The organism is Streptomyces sp. NPDC043427, from assembly GCF_056436655.1.
The window spans coordinates 284,211-301,582 of record NZ_JBWKCC010000002.1 but is presented as its reverse complement, the minus strand read 5'-3'; the positions used below and the strand labels follow the sequence as shown (position 1 = coordinate 301,582).

13 protein-coding genes and 1 pseudogene are annotated in these 17,372 nt (G+C 68.2%); 10 read left to right on the top strand and 4 right to left on the bottom strand.

All coding sequences use genetic code 11. The features are described from left to right. Positions 1 to 85 precede the first annotated feature (85 nt). The 8 genes from AC067M_RS05245 to AC067M_RS05210 all read left to right on the top strand — a co-directional run bounded on the left by AC067M_RS05245 (position 86) and on the right by AC067M_RS05210 (position 11,157). On the top strand, positions 86 to 2,200 hold the full coding sequence (locus AC067M_RS05245) for an ABC transporter family substrate-binding protein (RefSeq protein WP_478695604.1): 2,115 nt from the start codon (positions 86 to 88) through the stop codon (positions 2,198 to 2,200). Positions 2,201 to 2,338: 138 nt separating this feature from the next. Further along, positions 2,339 to 4,246, top strand: coding sequence for a translational GTPase TypA (typA, locus tag AC067M_RS05240; protein ID WP_478695603.1), 1,908 nt, complete (start codon positions 2,339 to 2,341; stop codon positions 4,244 to 4,246). 212 nt (positions 4,247 to 4,458) lie between these two features. Then, positions 4,459 to 5,439, top strand: coding sequence for an ABC transporter permease (locus tag AC067M_RS05235; protein WP_478695602.1), 981 nt, complete (start codon positions 4,459 to 4,461; stop codon positions 5,437 to 5,439). A 24-nt stretch (positions 5,440 to 5,463) separates the two neighbouring features. Beyond that, complete coding sequence (locus tag AC067M_RS05230; RefSeq protein ID WP_478695601.1) at positions 5,464 to 7,278, top strand: ABC transporter substrate-binding protein; 1,815 nt, start codon at positions 5,464 to 5,466, stop codon at positions 7,276 to 7,278. Positions 7,279 to 7,367: 89 nt separating this feature from the next. Next, a complete protein-coding gene (locus tag AC067M_RS05225; RefSeq protein ID WP_478695600.1) occupies positions 7,368 to 8,348 on the top strand; it encodes an ABC transporter permease in 981 nt (326 codons plus the stop codon). 10 nt (positions 8,349 to 8,358) lie between these two features. Then, a complete protein-coding gene (locus AC067M_RS05220) occupies positions 8,359 to 9,441 on the top strand; it encodes an ABC transporter ATP-binding protein (RefSeq protein WP_478695599.1) in 1,083 nt (360 codons plus the stop codon). 13 nt (positions 9,442 to 9,454) lie between these two features. Continuing rightward, complete coding sequence (locus AC067M_RS05215; RefSeq protein ID WP_478695598.1) at positions 9,455 to 10,609, top strand: ABC transporter ATP-binding protein; 1,155 nt, start codon at positions 9,455 to 9,457, stop codon at positions 10,607 to 10,609. 41 nt (positions 10,610 to 10,650) lie between these two features. After that, positions 10,651 to 11,157, top strand: coding sequence for a DinB family protein (locus tag AC067M_RS05210; RefSeq protein ID WP_478695597.1), 507 nt, complete (start codon positions 10,651 to 10,653; stop codon positions 11,155 to 11,157). A 149-nt stretch (positions 11,158 to 11,306) separates the two neighbouring features. Here AC067M_RS05210 and AC067M_RS05205 read toward each other — a convergent pair whose 3' ends face one another. Together AC067M_RS05205 and AC067M_RS05200 are read right to left on the bottom strand one after the other, a co-directional pair. Continuing rightward, entirely contained in the window at positions 11,307 to 12,215 is a 909-nt protein-coding gene (locus AC067M_RS05205) for an aldo/keto reductase (RefSeq protein WP_478695596.1), read from the bottom strand. Positions 12,216 to 12,477: 262 nt separating this feature from the next. Continuing rightward, positions 12,478 to 13,017, bottom strand: a complete 540-nt coding sequence (locus tag AC067M_RS05200; RefSeq protein WP_478695595.1) for a GNAT family N-acetyltransferase — start codon at positions 13,015 to 13,017, stop codon at positions 12,478 to 12,480. A 132-nt stretch (positions 13,018 to 13,149) separates the two neighbouring features. Between AC067M_RS05200 and AC067M_RS05195 the strand changes: the two are divergent. Both AC067M_RS05195 and AC067M_RS05190 read left to right on the top strand, forming a co-directional pair. Then, positions 13,150 to 13,517, top strand: a pseudogene (locus tag AC067M_RS05195) (transposase); the annotation flags it as partial. 57 nt (positions 13,518 to 13,574) lie between these two features. Continuing rightward, positions 13,575 to 14,441: a GNAT family N-acetyltransferase gene (locus AC067M_RS05190; protein ID WP_478695594.1), complete on the top strand. Its 867-nt coding sequence runs from the start codon at positions 13,575 to 13,577 to the stop codon at positions 14,439 to 14,441. A gap of 770 nt (positions 14,442 to 15,211) precedes the next feature. On the opposite strand, the gene AC067M_RS05185 is transcribed toward AC067M_RS05190, so the two are convergent. Then, positions 15,212 to 16,258 carry an ABC transporter ATP-binding protein gene (locus AC067M_RS05185; RefSeq protein WP_478695593.1) on the bottom strand — a complete coding sequence of 349 codons (1,047 nt, stop codon included), beginning with the start codon at positions 16,256 to 16,258 and terminating at the stop codon, positions 15,212 to 15,214. A gap of 26 nt (positions 16,259 to 16,284) precedes the next feature. Beyond that, positions 16,285 to 17,319 (bottom strand): ABC transporter ATP-binding protein, encoded by a 1,035-nt coding sequence (locus tag AC067M_RS05180; protein WP_478695592.1) that lies wholly within the window; start codon positions 17,317 to 17,319, stop codon positions 16,285 to 16,287. Between the last annotated feature and the right edge of the window lie 53 nt (positions 17,320 to 17,372).

The following is a 17,372-nucleotide window of genomic DNA, read 5'->3' as shown; positions in this document are numbered from 1 at the left end:
GATCTGATCAACTCCAAAATACCGCCAAATGTGAACAGAACGCACCTGTGTCACCGGCGGGATCCGCTCCCCGGAGGTACCAGAGATGTCCTACGACGGTGTCGGACCGCGCGCGGTCATGCGCTCGGTGGTCTTCCTCACCACGGGCGCACTCGCGGTGCTCGCACTCGCCGGCTGCGGCTCCGAGGACCAGGCGGGCAAGCCGCTGGCCAAGCAGGACGTCGCCGGCGCGGCCCGCGTCAAGATCGCCGACGGCGGCACCCTGCGCTGGGCCGTGGACGCCGTGCCGGACACCCTGAACACCTTCCAGGCCGACGCCGACGCCACCACCGGCCGCATCGCCCAGGCCGTCCTGCCGTCGATGTACCGGATGAACACGAGCGGACGGCCGGAGCGCAACGCCGCCTACCTGGAGTCGGCCGAGGTGATCGAGACCGAGCCCAAGCAGGTCGTCCTGTACAAGCTCAACCAGCAGGCCGTCTGGAGCGACGGGCGCGAGATCGGCGCCGCCGACTTCGCCGCCCAGTGGCGCGCCCTGTCGGGCAAGGACTCCGCCTACTGGACGGCCCGCAACGCCGGCTACGACCGCATCGAGGGCATTGAGCGCGGCGCCAACGACCTGGAGGTCCGGGTCACCTTCGCCAAGCCCTACGCGGACTGGCGGTCGCTGTTCTCGCCGCTGTACCCGAAGGACGTCATGGGCACCCCGGACTCCTTCAACGACGGTGCCCGCCGCAAGCTGAAGGTCACCGCCGGGCCGTTCACCGTGCAGAAGGTCGACACCAAGCAGGACCAGGTCCGCCTCACCCGCAACCCCCGCTGGTGGGGGAGGACCGCCAAGCTCTCCGAGATCGTGCTGCGCGCCGTACCGCACGACAAACGCGCCGCCGCTCTGGCCGCCGGCGAGCTCGACCTGGCCGAGGTCGACCCCGCCGTCGCCCGGCGCGTCCGCAGCGGGGCCGACGGGCTGCGCGGGTTCGAGGTCCGCAAGTCGCTGGAGCCCGCCTACACCCAGCTCGCCCTGAACGGCGCCGACGGCCCGCTCGCCGACGAGCGGGTCCGGCGGGCGGTGGCCCGCGCCCTGGACCGCAAGGAGCTCGCCGAGGTCGTGCTGAAGCCGCTGGGCCTGCCCGCGGTCCCCGTCGGCAGCCACCTCGCCCTCGCCGGGCAGGCCGCCTACGCCGACAACAGCGGCGCGCTCGGAGGCCAGGACACCGACGAGGCGCGGGCGCTGCTCGCGGACGCCGGATGGGTGTCGGGCGGACCGATCAAGGAACAGAAGAAGGAGGAGGAGGCGGCCGGCCCCAAAGGCACGAAGTCGGACGAGAAGAAGTCCGACCAGAAGAAGTCCGACCAGGACCAGTCCGACGAGGACCAGTCCGAGGGCGGCGACGACGGCACGTACATCGTCGGCGAGGACGACAAGGCGCAGGCGCCCCACGAGAGCGCCCGGGACCACGCCGCCCGGGACCACGAGGACAAGCGCGGCGAGAAGCACGCCCACAAGCACGCCGAGGGCGGAGGCAGACACCTCGCGCAGGACGGCGCCTACCCGCACGCCCGGCAGGGCGGCGCCCCCGGCGCGTACGCCCCCAAGGGCACCGCCGCCCCGGCCGGCACCGCCGTCAAGGCGCTGGCCAAGAACGGCAAGCCCCTCACGCTCCGTTTCGTGCTCCCCTCCGGCGCCGGCTCGGAGCCCCTGCGGGCCGTCGCCGACCGGGTGACGAGCATGCTGAAGCGCGTCGGCATCGGCACGGAGATCACGAAGGTCTCCGACGAGAGCTACTTCAAGGACTACATCGCCTCCGGCCAGTACGACCTCGCCCTGTACTCCTGGCCCTCCTCCGCCTTCCCGGCCACCGACGCCCGCCCCATCTACGCCAAGCCGGTCCCGGCCGCCGACGGCTCGCTCAGCGTCGAGCAGAACTACACTCGCGTCGGCACCGACCAGGTGGACCAGCTGTTCGACCAGGCGATCGCCACCCTGGACGAGGACGAGGCGCACTCCCTGATCCGCAAGGCCGACTCGCGCATCTGGGCGGCGGCCGGCTCCATCCCGCTGTACCAGCGGCCCCAGCTCACCGCCGCGTGGAACAGCCTCGTCAACGCCGGTTCCTTCGGTTTCCGGACACCGGTCTTCGAGGACATGGGCTTCCTCAAGAAGGGGGCGAAGCTCACCCCGAGCCCGTCGGCGTCCTGAGCCGCGCGGGGCTGTGGAGGCTGCTCCTCGCCGAGGCACGTACCATGGGGTGAGGCCGTGGCATGTCAAGCCCGGCAGGGCCCGCGTAACACAGACGTACGCGTCGGCCTTCCTCACACTCCGGGAGTACGCCGCAATATGGCCACGCGCCACGACATCCGTAACGTCGCCATCGTCGCCCACGTCGACCACGGCAAGACGACCATCGTCGACGCCATGCTCAAGCAGGCCGGCGCCTTTGCCGCGCACCAGCTCGACTCCGTCGACGACCGCATGATGGACTCGAACGACCTGGAGCGTGAGAAGGGCATCACGATCCTGGCCAAGAACACGGCGGTGAAGTACCACCCGAAGGACGGGGGGGACGTCATCACCATCAACATCATCGACACCCCCGGCCACGCCGACTTCGGCGGCGAGGTCGAGCGCGGTCTGTCGATGGTCGACGGTGTCGTCCTGCTCGTCGACGCCTCCGAGGGACCGCTGCCGCAGACCCGCTTCGTGCTGCGCAAGGCGCTCCAGCAGCGGCTGCCCGTCATCCTCTGCATCAACAAGACGGACCGCCCCGACTCCCGGATCGACGAGGTCGTCAACGAGACCTACGACCTCTTCCTCGACCTGGACGCCGACGAGGAGCAGATCGAGTTCCCGATCGTCTACGCGTGCGGCCGTGACGGCATCGCCTCGCTGACCAAGCCGGACAACGGCACGGTCCCGGCAGACTCCACCAGCCTGGAGCCGTTCTTCTCCACGATCCTCGAGCACATCCCGGCCCCGACCTACGACGAGGCCGCCCCGCTCCAGGCCCACGTCACCAACCTGGACGCCGACAACTTCCTCGGCCGTATCGCGCTGCTGCGCGTCGAGCAGGGTGAGCTGCGCAAGGGCCAGACGGTCGCGTGGATCAAGCGTGACGGCTCGGTCAGCAACGTGCGCATCAGCGAGCTGATGATGACCGAGGCGCTCACCCGCAAGCCCGCCGAGAAGGCCGGCCCGGGCGACATCTGCGCCGTCGCCGGTATCCCGGACATCATGATCGGTGAGACGCTCGCCGACACCGAGAACCCCATCCCGCTGCCCCTGATCACGGTCGACGAGCCCGCGATCTCCATGACCATCGGCACCAACACCTCGCCGCTGGTCGGCCGCGGCGGCACCGGCAAGGGCGCGGACGCCAAGGCGGCGGTCAAGGACCGCAAGGTCACCGCCCGCCAGGTCAAGGACCGCCTCGACCGCGAGCTGATCGGTAACGTCTCGCTGCGCGTGCTGGAGACCGAGCGTCCGGACGCCTGGGAGGTCCAGGGCCGTGGTGAGCTGGCGCTCGCCATCCTGGTCGAGACCATGCGCCGGGAGGGCTACGAGCTCACGGTCGGCAAGCCGCAGGTCGTCACCAAGGACGTCGACGGCAAGGTCTACGAGCCGGTCGAGCGCATGACGATCGACGTGCCCGAGGAGCACATGGGCGCGGTCACGCAGCTCATGGGGGTGCGCAAGGGCCGTATGGACAACATGTCCAACCACGGCTCCGGCTGGGTCCGCATGGAGTTCGTCGTCCCCTCCCGCGGTCTGATCGGCTTCCGTACGGAGTTCCTGACCCAGACCCGCGGCACGGGCATCGGCCACTCCATCCACGAGGGCTTCGAGCCCTGGTTCGGCGCCCTGCAGACCCGTAACAACGGCTCGCTGGTCGCCGACCGCGCCGGTGCCGTCACCGCGTTCGCGATGACGAACCTCCAGGAGCGCGGCGTGCTCTTCACGGAGCCGGGCACCGAGGTGTACGAGGGCATGATCGTCGGTGAGAACTCCCGCTCCGACGACATGGACGTCAACATCACCAAGGAGAAGAAGCTCACCAACATGCGGTCGTCCACGGCCGATGTGACGGAGTCGATCGTCCCGCCGCGCAAGCTCTCCCTCGAGCAGTCGCTGGAGTTCTGCCGCGACGACGAGTGCGTCGAGGTCACCCCGGAGGCCGTGCGCATCCGCAAGGTGAACCTGGACGCCCGCGAGCGCGCCCGCGCCGCGAGCCGCGCCAAGCACGGCTGATCCTCGGCCACTTGAGCCCGGGTGCCCCCAAGGCGGGGGTGCCCGGGCTTTCTTGTGCGCCCGAACAGACCGTGGCGTCAGCTGTGACTGAATCGAGATTGGAAGACGACTGGCCGGTAGTTGCCCGATAGCAGATAGTTAGCGGCGTACCGCTCCGGGGGAGTCACGCACGTGCCCCGACGTCCACATCCAAACGGTGAAATGGGCGAACTGTGACGAGTGCTACGGACATTGAGGGTGCCGGGCAACTGATCGGCCGGTCTCCCGGTCAGTTGATGTGGATCCGCTTCAAGCGCGACCGCACCGGAGTGATCTCGGCCTGTGTGGTCGTCTTCTTCTTCCTGATCGGACTGCTCGCCCCGCTGATCTCCAAGCTGTACGGCAAGGACCCCTACACGGTGTACGCCGACGAGCGCCCCGAACTCTTCGACAGCGCGGGTGTGCCGGTGCAGCCCAACGGCGGCATCAGCGGGGAGTTCTGGTTCGGGCTCGAGCCCGGCAACGGCTACGACGTCTTCACCAAGCTCATCTACGGCATCCGGACCTCGCTGATGATCTCGGTCGTGGTCACTCTCGCGACGGTGCTCACCGGCATCCTGCTCGGCGTCACGGCCGGCTATCTCGGCGGCAGGGCCGACTACTTCATCAGCCGGGTCATCGACTTCCTCCTCGCCTTCCCGGCCCAGCTGTTCTTCATCGCCAGCATGCCGGTCGTGGTCTCGCTCTTCGTGAGCCCGAGGGACGAGACCCCGGTCTACGTCCGGGTGGTCGCCCTCATCGCCGTGCAGTGGTTCCTGGGCTGGATGAGCCTCGGACGCATCCTGCGCGGGACCACCCTCGCCCTGCGGGAACGGGAGTTCATCGAGGCGGCCAAGGTCAGCGGAGCCCCGCCCTGGCGGATCATCCGCAGGGAGATCCTGCCGAACGTGGTCACACCCATTCTCGTACAGGGCACCTACATGCTCCCCAACTTCGTGACCGCCGAGGCCGGGCTGTCCTTCCTGGGCGTCGGCATCGTCGAACCGACCCCGGACTGGGGACAGATGTTCTCCAAGGCGTCCACCGAACTCGTGATGCAGAACGACATCACCTACATGTTCTTCCCCGGCGTCTCGATGATCATCTTCATCGTGGCGTTCAACCTGCTCGGGGACTCGGTCAGGGATGCCTTCGACCCCAAGACGGCTCGATGACACACAGATGGGTGGGATTGAGTGATGGGTAAGGGTGGACGCCCAGCGCACACCGCGCTCTTACTGCTCGCGGCCGGAGCCCTGGTGCTCACCGGTTGCAGCGAGGGCGGCAGCGACACCGGCGGCAAAGACAGACGGGACAACGACAACGCGAACGCCCGGCGGCAGCAGGCGACGATCGACTTCGGCGACGCCAAGGACTCGCAGGGGCCCGCTCCCGAAGTGCCGGGAGCCAAGAGCGGCGGCACCATCCAGGTACCGGCACGCGACAGCTACGCCCATCTCGATCCGGGCCAGATCTACGTCCAGAACGAGATGGCGGTCGCCCTGCTGCTGCACCGCGGGCTCACCGGCTACAAGTCGATCAGCGACGACGGCAAGCGGCACGAACTCGTCGGCGACCTCGCCACCGACGCCGGCACCACGACCGACGGCGGCAAGAGCTGGAAGTACACGCTCAAGGACGGCATCAAGTTCGAGGACGGATCCCCGATCACGTCCGCCGACATCCGCCACACCTTCGAGCGGCAGTTCGCCTCCTTCATCAACCAGGGCCCGCCCTACATCCAGCAGTGGCTCGCGGACACCCCCGGCGCCGACTACCGCAAGCTGCTGCCGGACGGCCCCTTCAAGGGCAAGCACCTGCCCGACAGCATCCTGGAGACGCCGGACGCGAAGACGGTCGTCTTCCACTTCAAGAAGCCCCACGCCGACTTCCCGTACGCCCTGGCCATGGCGGGCTACGCCGTCGTCTCGCAGAAGGGCGACACCAAGGAGAAGTACGACAAAGACCCACTGGTGAGCGGCCCGTACAAGATCCAGTCCTTCAAGTCCGGCAAGTCGATGGTGCTCGTCAAGAACACCAACTGGGACGCGAAGACGGACCCGCTGCGCCACCAGTACGTGGACCGGTTCAACATCACCTTCAACCAGCAGTACGAGGACTCCACCAAGGCGCTCCTCGCCGACACCGGCGCCGACCGGACCGCGGTCAGCTTCCAGAACTCCGTGGACGCGGGCAACCTGTCGAAGGTCCTGAAGGATCCGAAGATGAAGTCCCGCACGGTCCTCGGCTACCAGCCGTACGTCGGCCAGATGAACATCAACATGAGCCACCCGGCCATGAAGGACAAGAAGGTCCGCGAGGCCATCGCGTACGCCCTGCCCGTCTCCCCGTTCGTGCGGGCCTACGGCGGCACCGACGCGATGGAGGTCGCCGGCGGCATCATCAGCCCGACCGTCAGCGGCTACGACCCCGCCTTCGACCCATGGGGCAAGAAGAAGAAGCCCGCCGGTGACCCGGCCAAGGCCAAGAAGCTCCTGGAGGAGGCCGGCAAGGTCGGTCTGAAGTTGACCTTCGGCTACATCAACTCGGCGGAGGGCCAGGCGTACTCCACCGCCATGGCGGCGGGCCTGAAGAAGGCCGGCTTCGACGTCCAGCGCCAGGAGGTCCCGGCCGAGACCTACTACGACCAGGTCAGCAAGCTGAAGAACAACTACGACATCTTCAACACCAACTGGGGCGCCGACTGGCCGTCCGCCTCGACCGTCATCCCGCCGTGCTTCGACGGCCGGGCGATCGCCGAAGGGGCGCAGAACTACTCCCAGGTCAACGACACCAAGATCAACAGTGAGATCGACCGCATCAACAAGATCACCGACCCGGCCAAGGCCGCGGCCGAGTGGGAGAAGCTCGACAAGTACATCGTGAAGGACGTCGTCAACGTCGTCCCGACCGGCTACTTCAAGCAGACCCAGATCGCCGGATCGAAGATCGGCGGCCTCGTCTACGACGACATCATCGCCTCCGTCGACCCGCGTCGCCTGTACGTCAAGTAACCACGCCACCCGGTACCCGGTGCGTCCGCGCTTCCCACGGCGGCGCACCGGGTACCGCCCGGCCCGCTGACGTCTGAGAGCTGCCTGCCATGCTGCGCTTCCTTCTGCGTCGGTCGCTCGGCGCCGTCGTCATCCTCTTCCTGCTGAGCATCGTCACGTTCCTGCTGTTCTTCGGAATGCCCCGGGACCCGGCGCTCCTGATGTGCGGCAAGACGTGCACCCCGGCCAACCTCGAGAACCTCCACCACGTCCTCGGCCTCGACAAGTCGATCCCCGAGCAGTACGGGATCTTCCTGCACAACCTGGTCCTGGGAAGTGACCAGTTCGCCCAAGGCCCCTGCCCCGCCCCCTGCTTCGGGTACTCGTACCACACCAACGAGCAGGTCTGGGGCACCCTGATGGACCGGCTGCCCACCACCGTCTCGCTCACCCTCGGCGGGGCCGTCTGCTTCCTGATCATCGGCCTCGGCACCGGCCTGATCGCCGCCTGGAAGCGCGGCACGCTGGTCGACAAGACGTTCACCGCGGGCGCGATGGTGATCAGCTCGATGCAGATCTACTTCCTCGGCCCGCTCGCTCTGGCGATCCTCGTGTACCAGAGCCACCTCTTCGAGAAGCCCGCCTACAACGAGTTCACCGTCGACCCGGCCACCTGGTTCACCGGGCTGATCATCCCCTGGGTGGTGCTGTCCACGATCTTCGCCTCGCAGTACACGCGTATGGCGCGCTCGTCGATGATCGAGCAGCTCCAGGAGGAGCATGTGCGCACCGCCCGCGCGAAGGGCATGTCGCGCCGGTACGTCTTCTTCCGCTACGCCTGGCGCGGCTCCCTCATCCCCATCGTCACCATCTTCGGCATCGACCTCGGCTCGCTGCTCGGCGGAGCCATCATCACCGAGTACACCTTCGGCCTTCCGGGACTCGGCCGGCTCGCGGTGGAGTCCGTGTTCTTCAGCGACCTGCCGCTGCTGCTGGGTGTGATGCTGTTCTCCGCCACCATGATCCTGTTGTGCAACATCGTCGTCGACGCCGCGTACGCCTACATCGACCCGCGCGTGCGGCTGGCCTAGGAGCACTGTCGTGACCACTGTGACCAAGGAGGCCGGTGCTGGGGTGCCGGCCGGCGAAGGCACCTTCCTCTCGGTGCGGGACCTGCACGTCAGCTTCAAGACCGAGGACGGCGTCGTGCAGGCCGTCGACGGGCTCTCCTTCGACCTCGCCAAGGGCAAGACCCTGGGCATCGTCGGTGAGTCGGGCTCCGGCAAGTCCGTCACCAACCTGACGATCCTCGGCCTGCACAACCCGATGTTCACCACCGTCGAGGGCGAGATCCTCCTGGAGGGCCAGGAGCTGACCACCGCCCGCGAGTCCGAGCTGGAGCGGCTGCGCGGCAACAAGGTCGCGATGATCTTCCAGGACCCGCTGACCGCGCTGTCCCCGTACTACACCGTCGGCCGGCAGATCGCCGAGCCGTACATGAAGCACACCGGCGCCTCCAAGAAGGCCGCCTGGACACGGGCGGTGGAGATGCTGGGCAAGGTGGGCATCCCCCACCCGGCGCAGCGCGCGAAGGACTACCCGCACCAGTTCTCCGGCGGTATGCGCCAGCGCGCGATGATCGCGATGGCCCTGGTGTGCGACCCGGACCTGCTGATCGCCGACGAGCCGACCACCGCCCTCGACGTGACCGTGCAGGCCCAGATCCTCGACCTGCTGAAGGACCTCCAGCAGGAGTTCGGCTCGGCGATCATCTTCATCACGCACGACCTGGGCGTCATCGCCGACATGGCCGACGACATCATGGTGATGTACGCGGGCGGCGCGATCGAGCGCGGCACGGTGAACGAGGTCCTGCGCGCCCCGCAACATCCGTACACCTGGGGCCTGTTGAACTCGATGCCGCGCCTGGACTCGGACCTCGGCGCCCCTCTCACGCCGATCCCCGGCACCCCGCCGTCCCTGCTCACCCCACCGTCCGGCTGCCGTTTCCACCCCCGCTGCACCTTCCAGGACCGGATCGGCGGCAACCGCTGCGTCACGGAGCGGCCGCTCCTGGCCCCCGACCGGGCCTCCGCCTGCCACTTGACGGCGCAGCAGAAGCGCACCATCTTCATCGACGAGATCAAGCCCCGTCTCGGCCAGGTCCAGGAGGACAGCGCATGACAGAGGACACGGCATGACAGAGGACCTCGCGCTGCCCGCCCCGCGTGAGGCCGCCGACGAGGCGGCCGGAGAACCGCTGCTGGTCGTGGAGGGCCTCACCAAGCACTTCCCGGTCAAGGGCGGCTTCCCGATCCGCCGTACGGTCGGCCAGGTCCAGGCCGTCGACGGCATCGACCTGACCGTGCACGTCGGCGAGAGCTTCGGCCTGGTCGGCGAGTCGGGCTGCGGCAAGTCGACGACCGGGCGCCTGATCACCCGTCTGATGGAGCCGACGGCCGGGACGATCACGTACCGCGGGCGGGACATCAGCCACGCCTCCCGCAAGCAGCTCGCGCCGATCCGGTCCGAGATCCAGATGATCTTCCAGGATCCCTACTCCTCACTGAACCCGAGGCAGACGGTGGGCAAGATCGTCTCCGGCCCCATGGAGATCAACGGCATTGACCCGGACGGCGGCCGCGAGAAGCGGGTCCGCGAACTCCTGGAGATCGTCGGCCTCAACCCCGAGCACTACAACCGCTTCCCGCACGAATTCTCCGGCGGGCAGCGCCAACGTATCGGGGTTGCGAGGGCGTTGGCGCTCGAACCCAAGCTGATCGTGGCCGACGAGCCGGTCTCCGCGCTGGACGTGTCCATCCAGGCGCAGGTCGTCAACCTGCTCCAGAAGGTGCAGCGGGAGCTCGGCATCGCGTTCCTGTTCATCGCCCACGACCTCGCCGTCGTACGGCACTTCTCGCAGCGTGTCGCGGTCATGTACCTCGGCAAGGTGATCGAGGTCGGCGACCGCGACTCCCTCTACACCCGCCCCCGCCACCCCTACACCCACGCCCTGCTCTCCGCCGTCCCCGAGGTGAACGTCACCGACGGCGAGGGCGCCTCCGGCAGGCGTGAGCGGATCCGGCTGGCCGGTGACGTGCCGTCGCCCATCTCGCCGCCCTCCGGCTGCCGCTTCCGTACGCGCTGCTGGAAGGCACAGGACAAGTGCGCCACCGAGGAGCCTGCGCTGATCCGGCTCTCCGGCAACCACGAAGGCCACCTGACGGCCTGCCACTTCCCGGAGGAGCCGACGACCGAGGCGCGCGAGGAGGACATCGTGCTGGACCCGGCGCTGGCGGCGCTGGAGGAGGGGCCGAGGACTGACGGGCTGGATGTCCCCGGGGCCAAGTAATGCCTCGACAGCGGTCGTTGTGATGGGCGATGCTCAGCGCGATGACCAGAACAGACGACACTCCTCCCGCGTGGGACGAGCGCACCCAGCTCACCACGTTCCTCGACTACGCCCGTGACACCGCCCGCGCCAAGTGCGAGGGCGTCTTGGCGGAGAACGCCAGCAAGGCACCCCTGCCGGGCTCCCCGCTGATGACCCTGAGCGGACTGATCAACCACCTGCGCTGGGTGGAGTACTACTGGTTCCAGGTGGTCTTCCTCGGCGAGGAGGACGAGGGCCCCTGGACCGACGAGGACCCCGACCGCGAGATGCGCATCGCCGTCGACTTCCCGCTGGCCCAGCTGCTCGACGAGTACGCCGCACAGAGCGCCCGCTACCGCGAACTGGTCGCCGCGAACGACCTGGACACCAGGGCCAAGCGCCCCGTCCGCGACGGCCTCCACGTCGACCTGCGCTGGATCCTCCTCCACCTCACCGAGGAGACGGCCCGCCACAACGGCCACCTCGACATCCTGCGCGAGCTGCTCGACGGCACGACCGGCGTGTAGAGCAGAGCTGAGAACGAGCGAAGGCCCGCGCTGGGGCCGGCGGGGCGACTCCGTCGCCTCGCCGGAACTACTTAGAGGGTCCGTCAGTAGGGGACTGACGAACCCTCTAAAGTGCGTGCCGTGGCCCATGGACGGATGGCAACGGCTCGTTAGGCGCCGACCGGCCGCAGCGAGGTGAGGCGCACCATCTCCTCTTCCGAGAGCCGTAGCGCGCCTGCCGCCACGTTCTGCGCGAGGTGGTCCAGATCACCTGTCCCGGGGATCGCAAGCACGTGCGGCCCCTGCTGCAAGGTCCAGGCCAGCCGGACCTGTGCGATGGACACACCGTGCGCGCGGGCGACGGCGCACACCGCCTCGCTGTCACCGGCAGCCGGGCCCGCCTCCCGCCCGGGCCCGGCGATCGCGAAGAACGGGACGAAGGCGAGGCCGAGTTCACCGCAGAGCCGTAGGAGTGCCCGGTCCTCCCTCAACGCGCCGATCCCGTAGGGGTTCTGCACGCAGACGACCGGGGCGATGGCCCGGGCCTCGGCCAGTTGCTCAGACGTGACGTTGGAGATGCCGAGGTGGCGGATCAGCCCAGCATCGCGCAGCTCGGCCAACACGCCGAAGTGCTCGCCGATCGAGCCGGTCCGACAGCTCGGTGGCACGCGTAGGTTCACCACGTCCAGGTGGTCGCGGCCGAGTTGGCGGAGGTTCTCCTCGACCTGGCCGCGCAACTGCGCCGGCGTGGCCCACCACCACGCGCCCGAGGGATCGCGGCCCGGCCAGACCTTGGTGGTGATGACCAGATCCTCCGGGTACGGCGCCAGCGCCCGGTTGATCAGCTCGTTGGCGGAGCGCGTTGCCGAGAAGTAGAACGCGGCGGTGTCGATGTGGTTCACACCTAGCTCGACCGCCCGCCGGAGCACGCCGATCGACCGCTCTCGGTCACGCGGCACGCCGCTGTCGAAGGGCGCGGTACCCGTCAGGCGCATCGCGCCGAACCCGACGCGGTTGACGGTCAGGTCACCGAGTTGCCAAGTCCCCGCGGCTGCCGCGGTGTTCGTCCGTGGGCTCATGACTGGGATCTCCTCTTGCGGTGGGGAACGGAAACCGATGGGTGGGCGCGACACGTTCAGGCCGCTCGGCGGGGCGAGCACCTCGAAGTGAATCCACCAGTGCCGGGACAGGCGGGCCCCGGGCATGAAAAAAACCTCCCCGGCGGATCGGAATCCGCACCGAGAAGGCTGGCGTGATGGCCAGCATTCTAGTGGCTCATCTCAGAATGTTGAACGGCCATGGACACGGCGTTCGGTGAGGTCTGCCCGTGTCCGGGGCTGCTCAGTTCGGCAGCCTTGCTGCATAGATCCAGTCGAGGCCGTCGTATCCGGTTTCGTCGAGATGCTCTGCTCGGGTCAGGCCAGCGCGCACTGCCACGCGTTGCGAGGCGATGTTGGCCGGCCGGACGCGGGCGATCAGTGGGAGGTCGGAAACGTGGCGGGATGCCCAGGTAGTCACCGTCGCTGCGGCCTCGCTCGCGAAGCCCTGGCCCCAGGCCGAGGCGGCGAAGCGGTAGAAGAGGTTGAGGACTTTCACGCCGTGCAGTTCCATAGGCTTGATTCCGCAGAATCCCAGTTGCAGGGCGGAGCCGTCGCGCCGGACGACCCAGTACCCGTATCCGCACCGCTGCCACTGGTCGTTCCAGCGGCGATACAGTTCCCTGGCCTCGTCGAGCCGGGTGAGCGCGTCGGAGGGGTTGTGCAGGCAGGTTTGGGGGTCACGGTGAATCGCGAAGATCGCGTCAATGTCGGCCTCAGTCGGACGCCGCAACGACAGTCGGGCGGTCTGCAGCTGTTCGTCTGCCGAGTTCAGGTCACTCATATGAAGATCGTAGAAGTGCGTTAGCGGTCCTGGCAGGGTAATCGGTCCAGTTGCGGACCGGTGAGTCCGGCGCGAAGTTCGTCTTCGGCTTGGCTCGGGCGTTGCGCCACCGGACGTAGGAGGCGATGGGGCGAGCGCCGCAGCTTGTCCGAGCGCGACTGCATCGGCCTCGTCGACGGCGTGTACCAACTGGTCAAGGCGCCGATCGTGCTCGTGTGGGACCGCCTGAACACCCACGTCTCCCACAAGATGCGCGACCTGATCGACGCACGCAGCTGGCTGACGGTGTTCACCCTGCCTACGCACCCGAGCTGAACGCGGTCGAGTACGTGTGGGCCCACGTGAAACACAGCCTCGCGAACCTCGCCAGCGTTGCCCTCGACCGACTCGCCGCGCTCGTGCGCAACCGACTCAAGCGCTTCCAGTACCGCCCAGACGTCCTCGACGGCTTTCTAGCCGGGACCGGACTCGCCATCGACCTCCCGCCACCATCACCCTGAAGGGCTTGGTCAGTTAATCGGTTGCACGCCACCGAGACGGGGTGTCAGATCCCGGCTATGACGATTGTGCTGAGTACGCCGACGGCCGACGGGGTGCGCGAGGCTATTGCGGCGCTGCGGGAGTGGCAGCATGACGAAGCGCCGATGCAGCTGCATCCCGGGGACATCGGCTGGAATTACCGGTTCGGAACCGCCGAGACGGCCGCGGTGGTCCGGACCTGGAGCCGGGACGGACGGATCCTCGCTGTCGGGATGCTGGATTCGCCGACGGTGGTGCGGATGACGGTCGCTCCCGACGCTTTCCAGGACGAGGACTTGGCGCGGCGGCTCGTCGAGGACTTCTCGCTGCCTGAGCGCGGCGTGCTGCCGGAAGGAGCGGTGTCCATCGAGGCGCCGCAGGGCCTGCTGCTCCACGACCTGTTGACCAAGGAGGGCTGGGGTGTCGACGAGCCGTGGACGCCGCTCTTCCGCGACCTCGCCGAAGCGGTGGAGGACCCCGGCGTGCGGATCAAGGCGATCGGCCTGGAGCAGGCACAGGACTTCGCCGACGTCCTGCGGTCCGCGTTCAACACCACGAAGCCCACGCGCGAGTACCGGCACGAGATGTCCGCGGGACCGTTCTACGCCGACGCCCGATGCCTGGGTGCTTACGACGACCAGGGCAACCCCGTGGCGGTGGTGACGGTCTGGTCAGTCGGCCCGGGGAAGCCGGGACTGGTCGAGCCGATGGGCGTCCATGCGGACCACCGCGGCCGCGGCTATGGCCGGGCGATCACCGTCGCCGGGGCGGCCGCACTGCGGGAGATGGGCTCATCGAGCGTGCGCGTGTGCACGCCGAGCTCTAACGTCGGCGGCGTCGCGACGTACAAGGCGGCCGGGTTCGCGGCGAGACCGGAGATCGCCGACCGGATCCGGAAGGTCTGACGTCGGGGTCTCCGGACCTTCTCACCATGCGGCAGCAGCTCGTACGGCGGCCGTGCGCGGCAGAGCCTCGTGCGGTAGCCGTACGAGGTGCTCTGCTCTCGACTCGATCGAACATCCACTGCTCCAACTCCGAGGGAGTCCGGCCGACGAGGGCGGTTCCATCCGTCATCCGCATAGCGCATACCAACGACGTACCGCGCAAATGACCGTCCTGCGATCATCTGCCTCTCGCGTTGTGCGTCGCGGGCTCCTGGATCGGTGAGCGCCCCGGTAGCATCCGCGCCTACGTCCGCGACCTCGCCGAGCGCGGTCGGTTGGCGCGACTGCACATCGAGGGCGAGGAGAGCGTCGCCGTAAGAGCAGCGCTCGAGCTGTCATATGCCGGGCTGCCGGACGAAGCCAGCCGTGCCTTGCGCAGCCGGGTGGCGTGGATGTATAGCGCGTCCCGCGGATGCTGAGGTCTGCGCTCCGGCCATACGCGTTCGATCAGCCCCTCGTCGTACACGAAGGTGTTGGGGGTCCAGGCCGGCGCTGCCAGCAGCAGTCTTGCGCCGTGCGGCAGCGGCAATCTGTCGCTGGAGTGAGCGGCTCCGGTGCGAAGGTACGTTCACCGCCCTGGAAGTCACCGGGAGGTTCACGAGTTGAGGGCCCGCACACCTGCCATAGGCGTACGGGCCCTCGCCTCCCTGGATCGGACGATCACGGGCTCGAGTCAATGGGCCGGTGAAAGTCCGTTCCGTAAAGGGGTGGCTGACGAGAAAGGGGTGTTGTCAGATCGCCGCCTCGGAGTCCTTGGCGAGACGGGGAGCCGGCACGGTCTCGGCCGTCTCGGGGTAGTGGCAGGCGGTCAGGTGGCCCGGCTTGTTGCCCTCGACCTGCACCAGCGGCGGAGCCTCGCTCGCGCACTTCTCCGTCGCCTTCCAGCACCGCGTGCGGAAGCGGCAGCCGGAGGGCGGGTTGATCGGGGAGGGCACGTCGCCGGTCAGACGGATGCGCTCACGGGCCGGGGTGTCGTCCGCTTTGGCCTCGGGCACGGCCGACAGCAGGGCCCGGGTGTAGGGGTGGCGCGGGTTGCCGTACAGGTCGTCGCGGTCGGCGATCTCCACGATCTTGCCGAGGTACATGACCGCGACACGCTGCGAGAAGTGCCGTACGACGGCGAGGTCGTGGGCGATGAACACGAACGCGATGCCCAGGTCCCGCTGGACCTTCTGGAGCAGGTTGACGACCTGCGCCTGAATGGACACGTCGAGCGCGGAGACCGGCTCGTCGGCCACGATCAGCTTCGGCTCCAGGGCCAGGGCGCGGGCGACACCGATGCGCTGGCGCTGGCCGCCGGAGAACTCGTGCGGGAAGCGGTTGAAGTGCTCGGGGTTGAGGCCCACGATCTCCAGCAGCTCGCGCACCCGCGCCTCCCGGCCGCCCGCCGGGTTGATGTCGTTGATCTCCATCGGGCCGGAGATGATCTTGCCGACCGTCTGGCGGGGGTTCAGCGACGCGTACGGGTCCTGGAAGATCATCTGGATCTCGGACCGGATCGGCGCCAGCTGCTTGCGGTTGGCGTGGGTGATGTCCTTGCCCTGGTACGAGATCTTGCCGCCGGTCGGCTCCAGCAGGCGGGTGATCAGACGCCCGGTCGTGGACTTGCCGCAGCCGGACTCGCCGACCAGGCCCAGGCTCTCGCCCTCGGCGACCTGGAAGTCGAGGCCGTCGACGGCCTGCACGGCACCGACTGTGCGCCGGATCGGGAAGCCGCCCTTGATCGGGAAGTGCTTGGTCAGCCCGGAGACGTCCAGGAGGGGAGTGGTGCTGCTCATGGTGGTGAAATCCCGTCTCTTGTACGTCAGTTCGCCGCGCCGGCGAGGTCGGAGAAGTACCCACCGCGCTGTTCGGCGGTCAGGTGGCAGGCGCTGCCGCGGCCGTCCACGATCTCCAGGAGCGGACGCTCCTTGGAGCACTTGCCGCCCTCGACCTTCTCGGCGAACGTGCACCGCGGGTGGAAGCGGCAGCCCGACGGCGGGTTCAGCAGCGACGGCGGCGAGCCCGGGATCGGGTTCAGCGGCACGTCGACCGGGTGGTCCAGGCTCGGCATGGAGCTCAGCAGGCCCCAGGTGTAGGGGTGTTGCGGGTCGCGCAGCACCTCCTGCTTCGTGCCGCGCTCCACGCACCGGCCGCCGTACATCACCAGTACGTCGTCGGCGATGTCCGCGATCACGCCCAGGTCGTGCGTGATGAAGATGATCGCGGTGCCGAATTCCTTCTGGAGGTCCTTGAGCAGGTCCATGATCTGGGCCTGCACGGTCACGTCGAGGGCCGTGGTCGGCTCGTCGGCGATCAGCAGCTCCGGGTCGCAGACCAGCGCCATGGCTATCATCGCGCGCTGGCGCATACCGCCGGAGAACTGGTGCGGGTAGTCGTCCACCCGGGTCTCCGGCTGGGGGATCCCGACCCGCCTCAGCATCTCGATCGCGCGTACCCGGGCCTGCTGCTTGGAGCAGCCCGTGTGCGTGCGGTACGTCTCGGCGATCTGCCGGCCGATGGTGTGGTACGGCGACAGCGAGGCCAGGGCGTCCTGGAAGATCATCGCCATCTTGTTGCCGCGCAGCTTCTCCAGGGTCTTCTCCGGCGCCCCGTTCAGCTCCTGGCCGTCGAGGACGATCGAGCCCTCGACGTGGGTGTTGTCCGGGTTGTGCAGGCCCAGGATGGTCAGATTGGTGACCGACTTGCCGGACCCCGACTCACCCACGATGCCGAGCGTCTTGCCGCGTACGAGGTCGAAAGAGAGGCCGTCGACGGCCTTGACGGTGCCGTCCTCGGTCGAGAAGTGCACCTTCAGGTCCTTGATGGACAGGAAGGGCTGCTGATCGGTGCTCGTCACGGGGACGCTCCAGAGGGGGTGATGCGAGGGGTAGCTGGCGGGGCGGGCGGGTG

Coding starts and splice junctions, on each gene's coding strand:
- AC067M_RS05245 (WP_478695604.1), top strand. CDS start 86: ATGTCCTACGACGGTGTCGGACCGCGCGCGGTCATGCGCTCGGTGGTC.
- typA (WP_478695603.1), top strand. CDS start 2,339: ATGGCCACGCGCCACGACATCCGTAACGTCGCCATCGTCGCCCACGTC.
- AC067M_RS05230 (WP_478695601.1), top strand. CDS start 5,464: ATGGGTAAGGGTGGACGCCCAGCGCACACCGCGCTCTTACTGCTCGCG.
- AC067M_RS05225 (WP_478695600.1), top strand. CDS start 7,368: ATGCTGCGCTTCCTTCTGCGTCGGTCGCTCGGCGCCGTCGTCATCCTC.
- AC067M_RS05215 (WP_478695598.1), top strand. CDS start 9,455: ATGACAGAGGACCTCGCGCTGCCCGCCCCGCGTGAGGCCGCCGACGAG.
- AC067M_RS05210 (WP_478695597.1), top strand. CDS start 10,651: ATGACCAGAACAGACGACACTCCTCCCGCGTGGGACGAGCGCACCCAG.
- AC067M_RS05205 (WP_478695596.1), bottom strand. CDS start 12,215: ATGAGCCCACGGACGAACACCGCGGCAGCCGCGGGGACTTGGCAACTC.
- AC067M_RS05200 (WP_478695595.1), bottom strand. CDS start 13,017: ATGAGTGACCTGAACTCGGCAGACGAACAGCTGCAGACCGCCCGACTG.
- AC067M_RS05190 (WP_478695594.1), top strand. CDS start 13,575: ATGACGATTGTGCTGAGTACGCCGACGGCCGACGGGGTGCGCGAGGCT.
- AC067M_RS05185 (WP_478695593.1), bottom strand. CDS start 16,258: ATGAGCAGCACCACTCCCCTCCTGGACGTCTCCGGGCTGACCAAGCAC.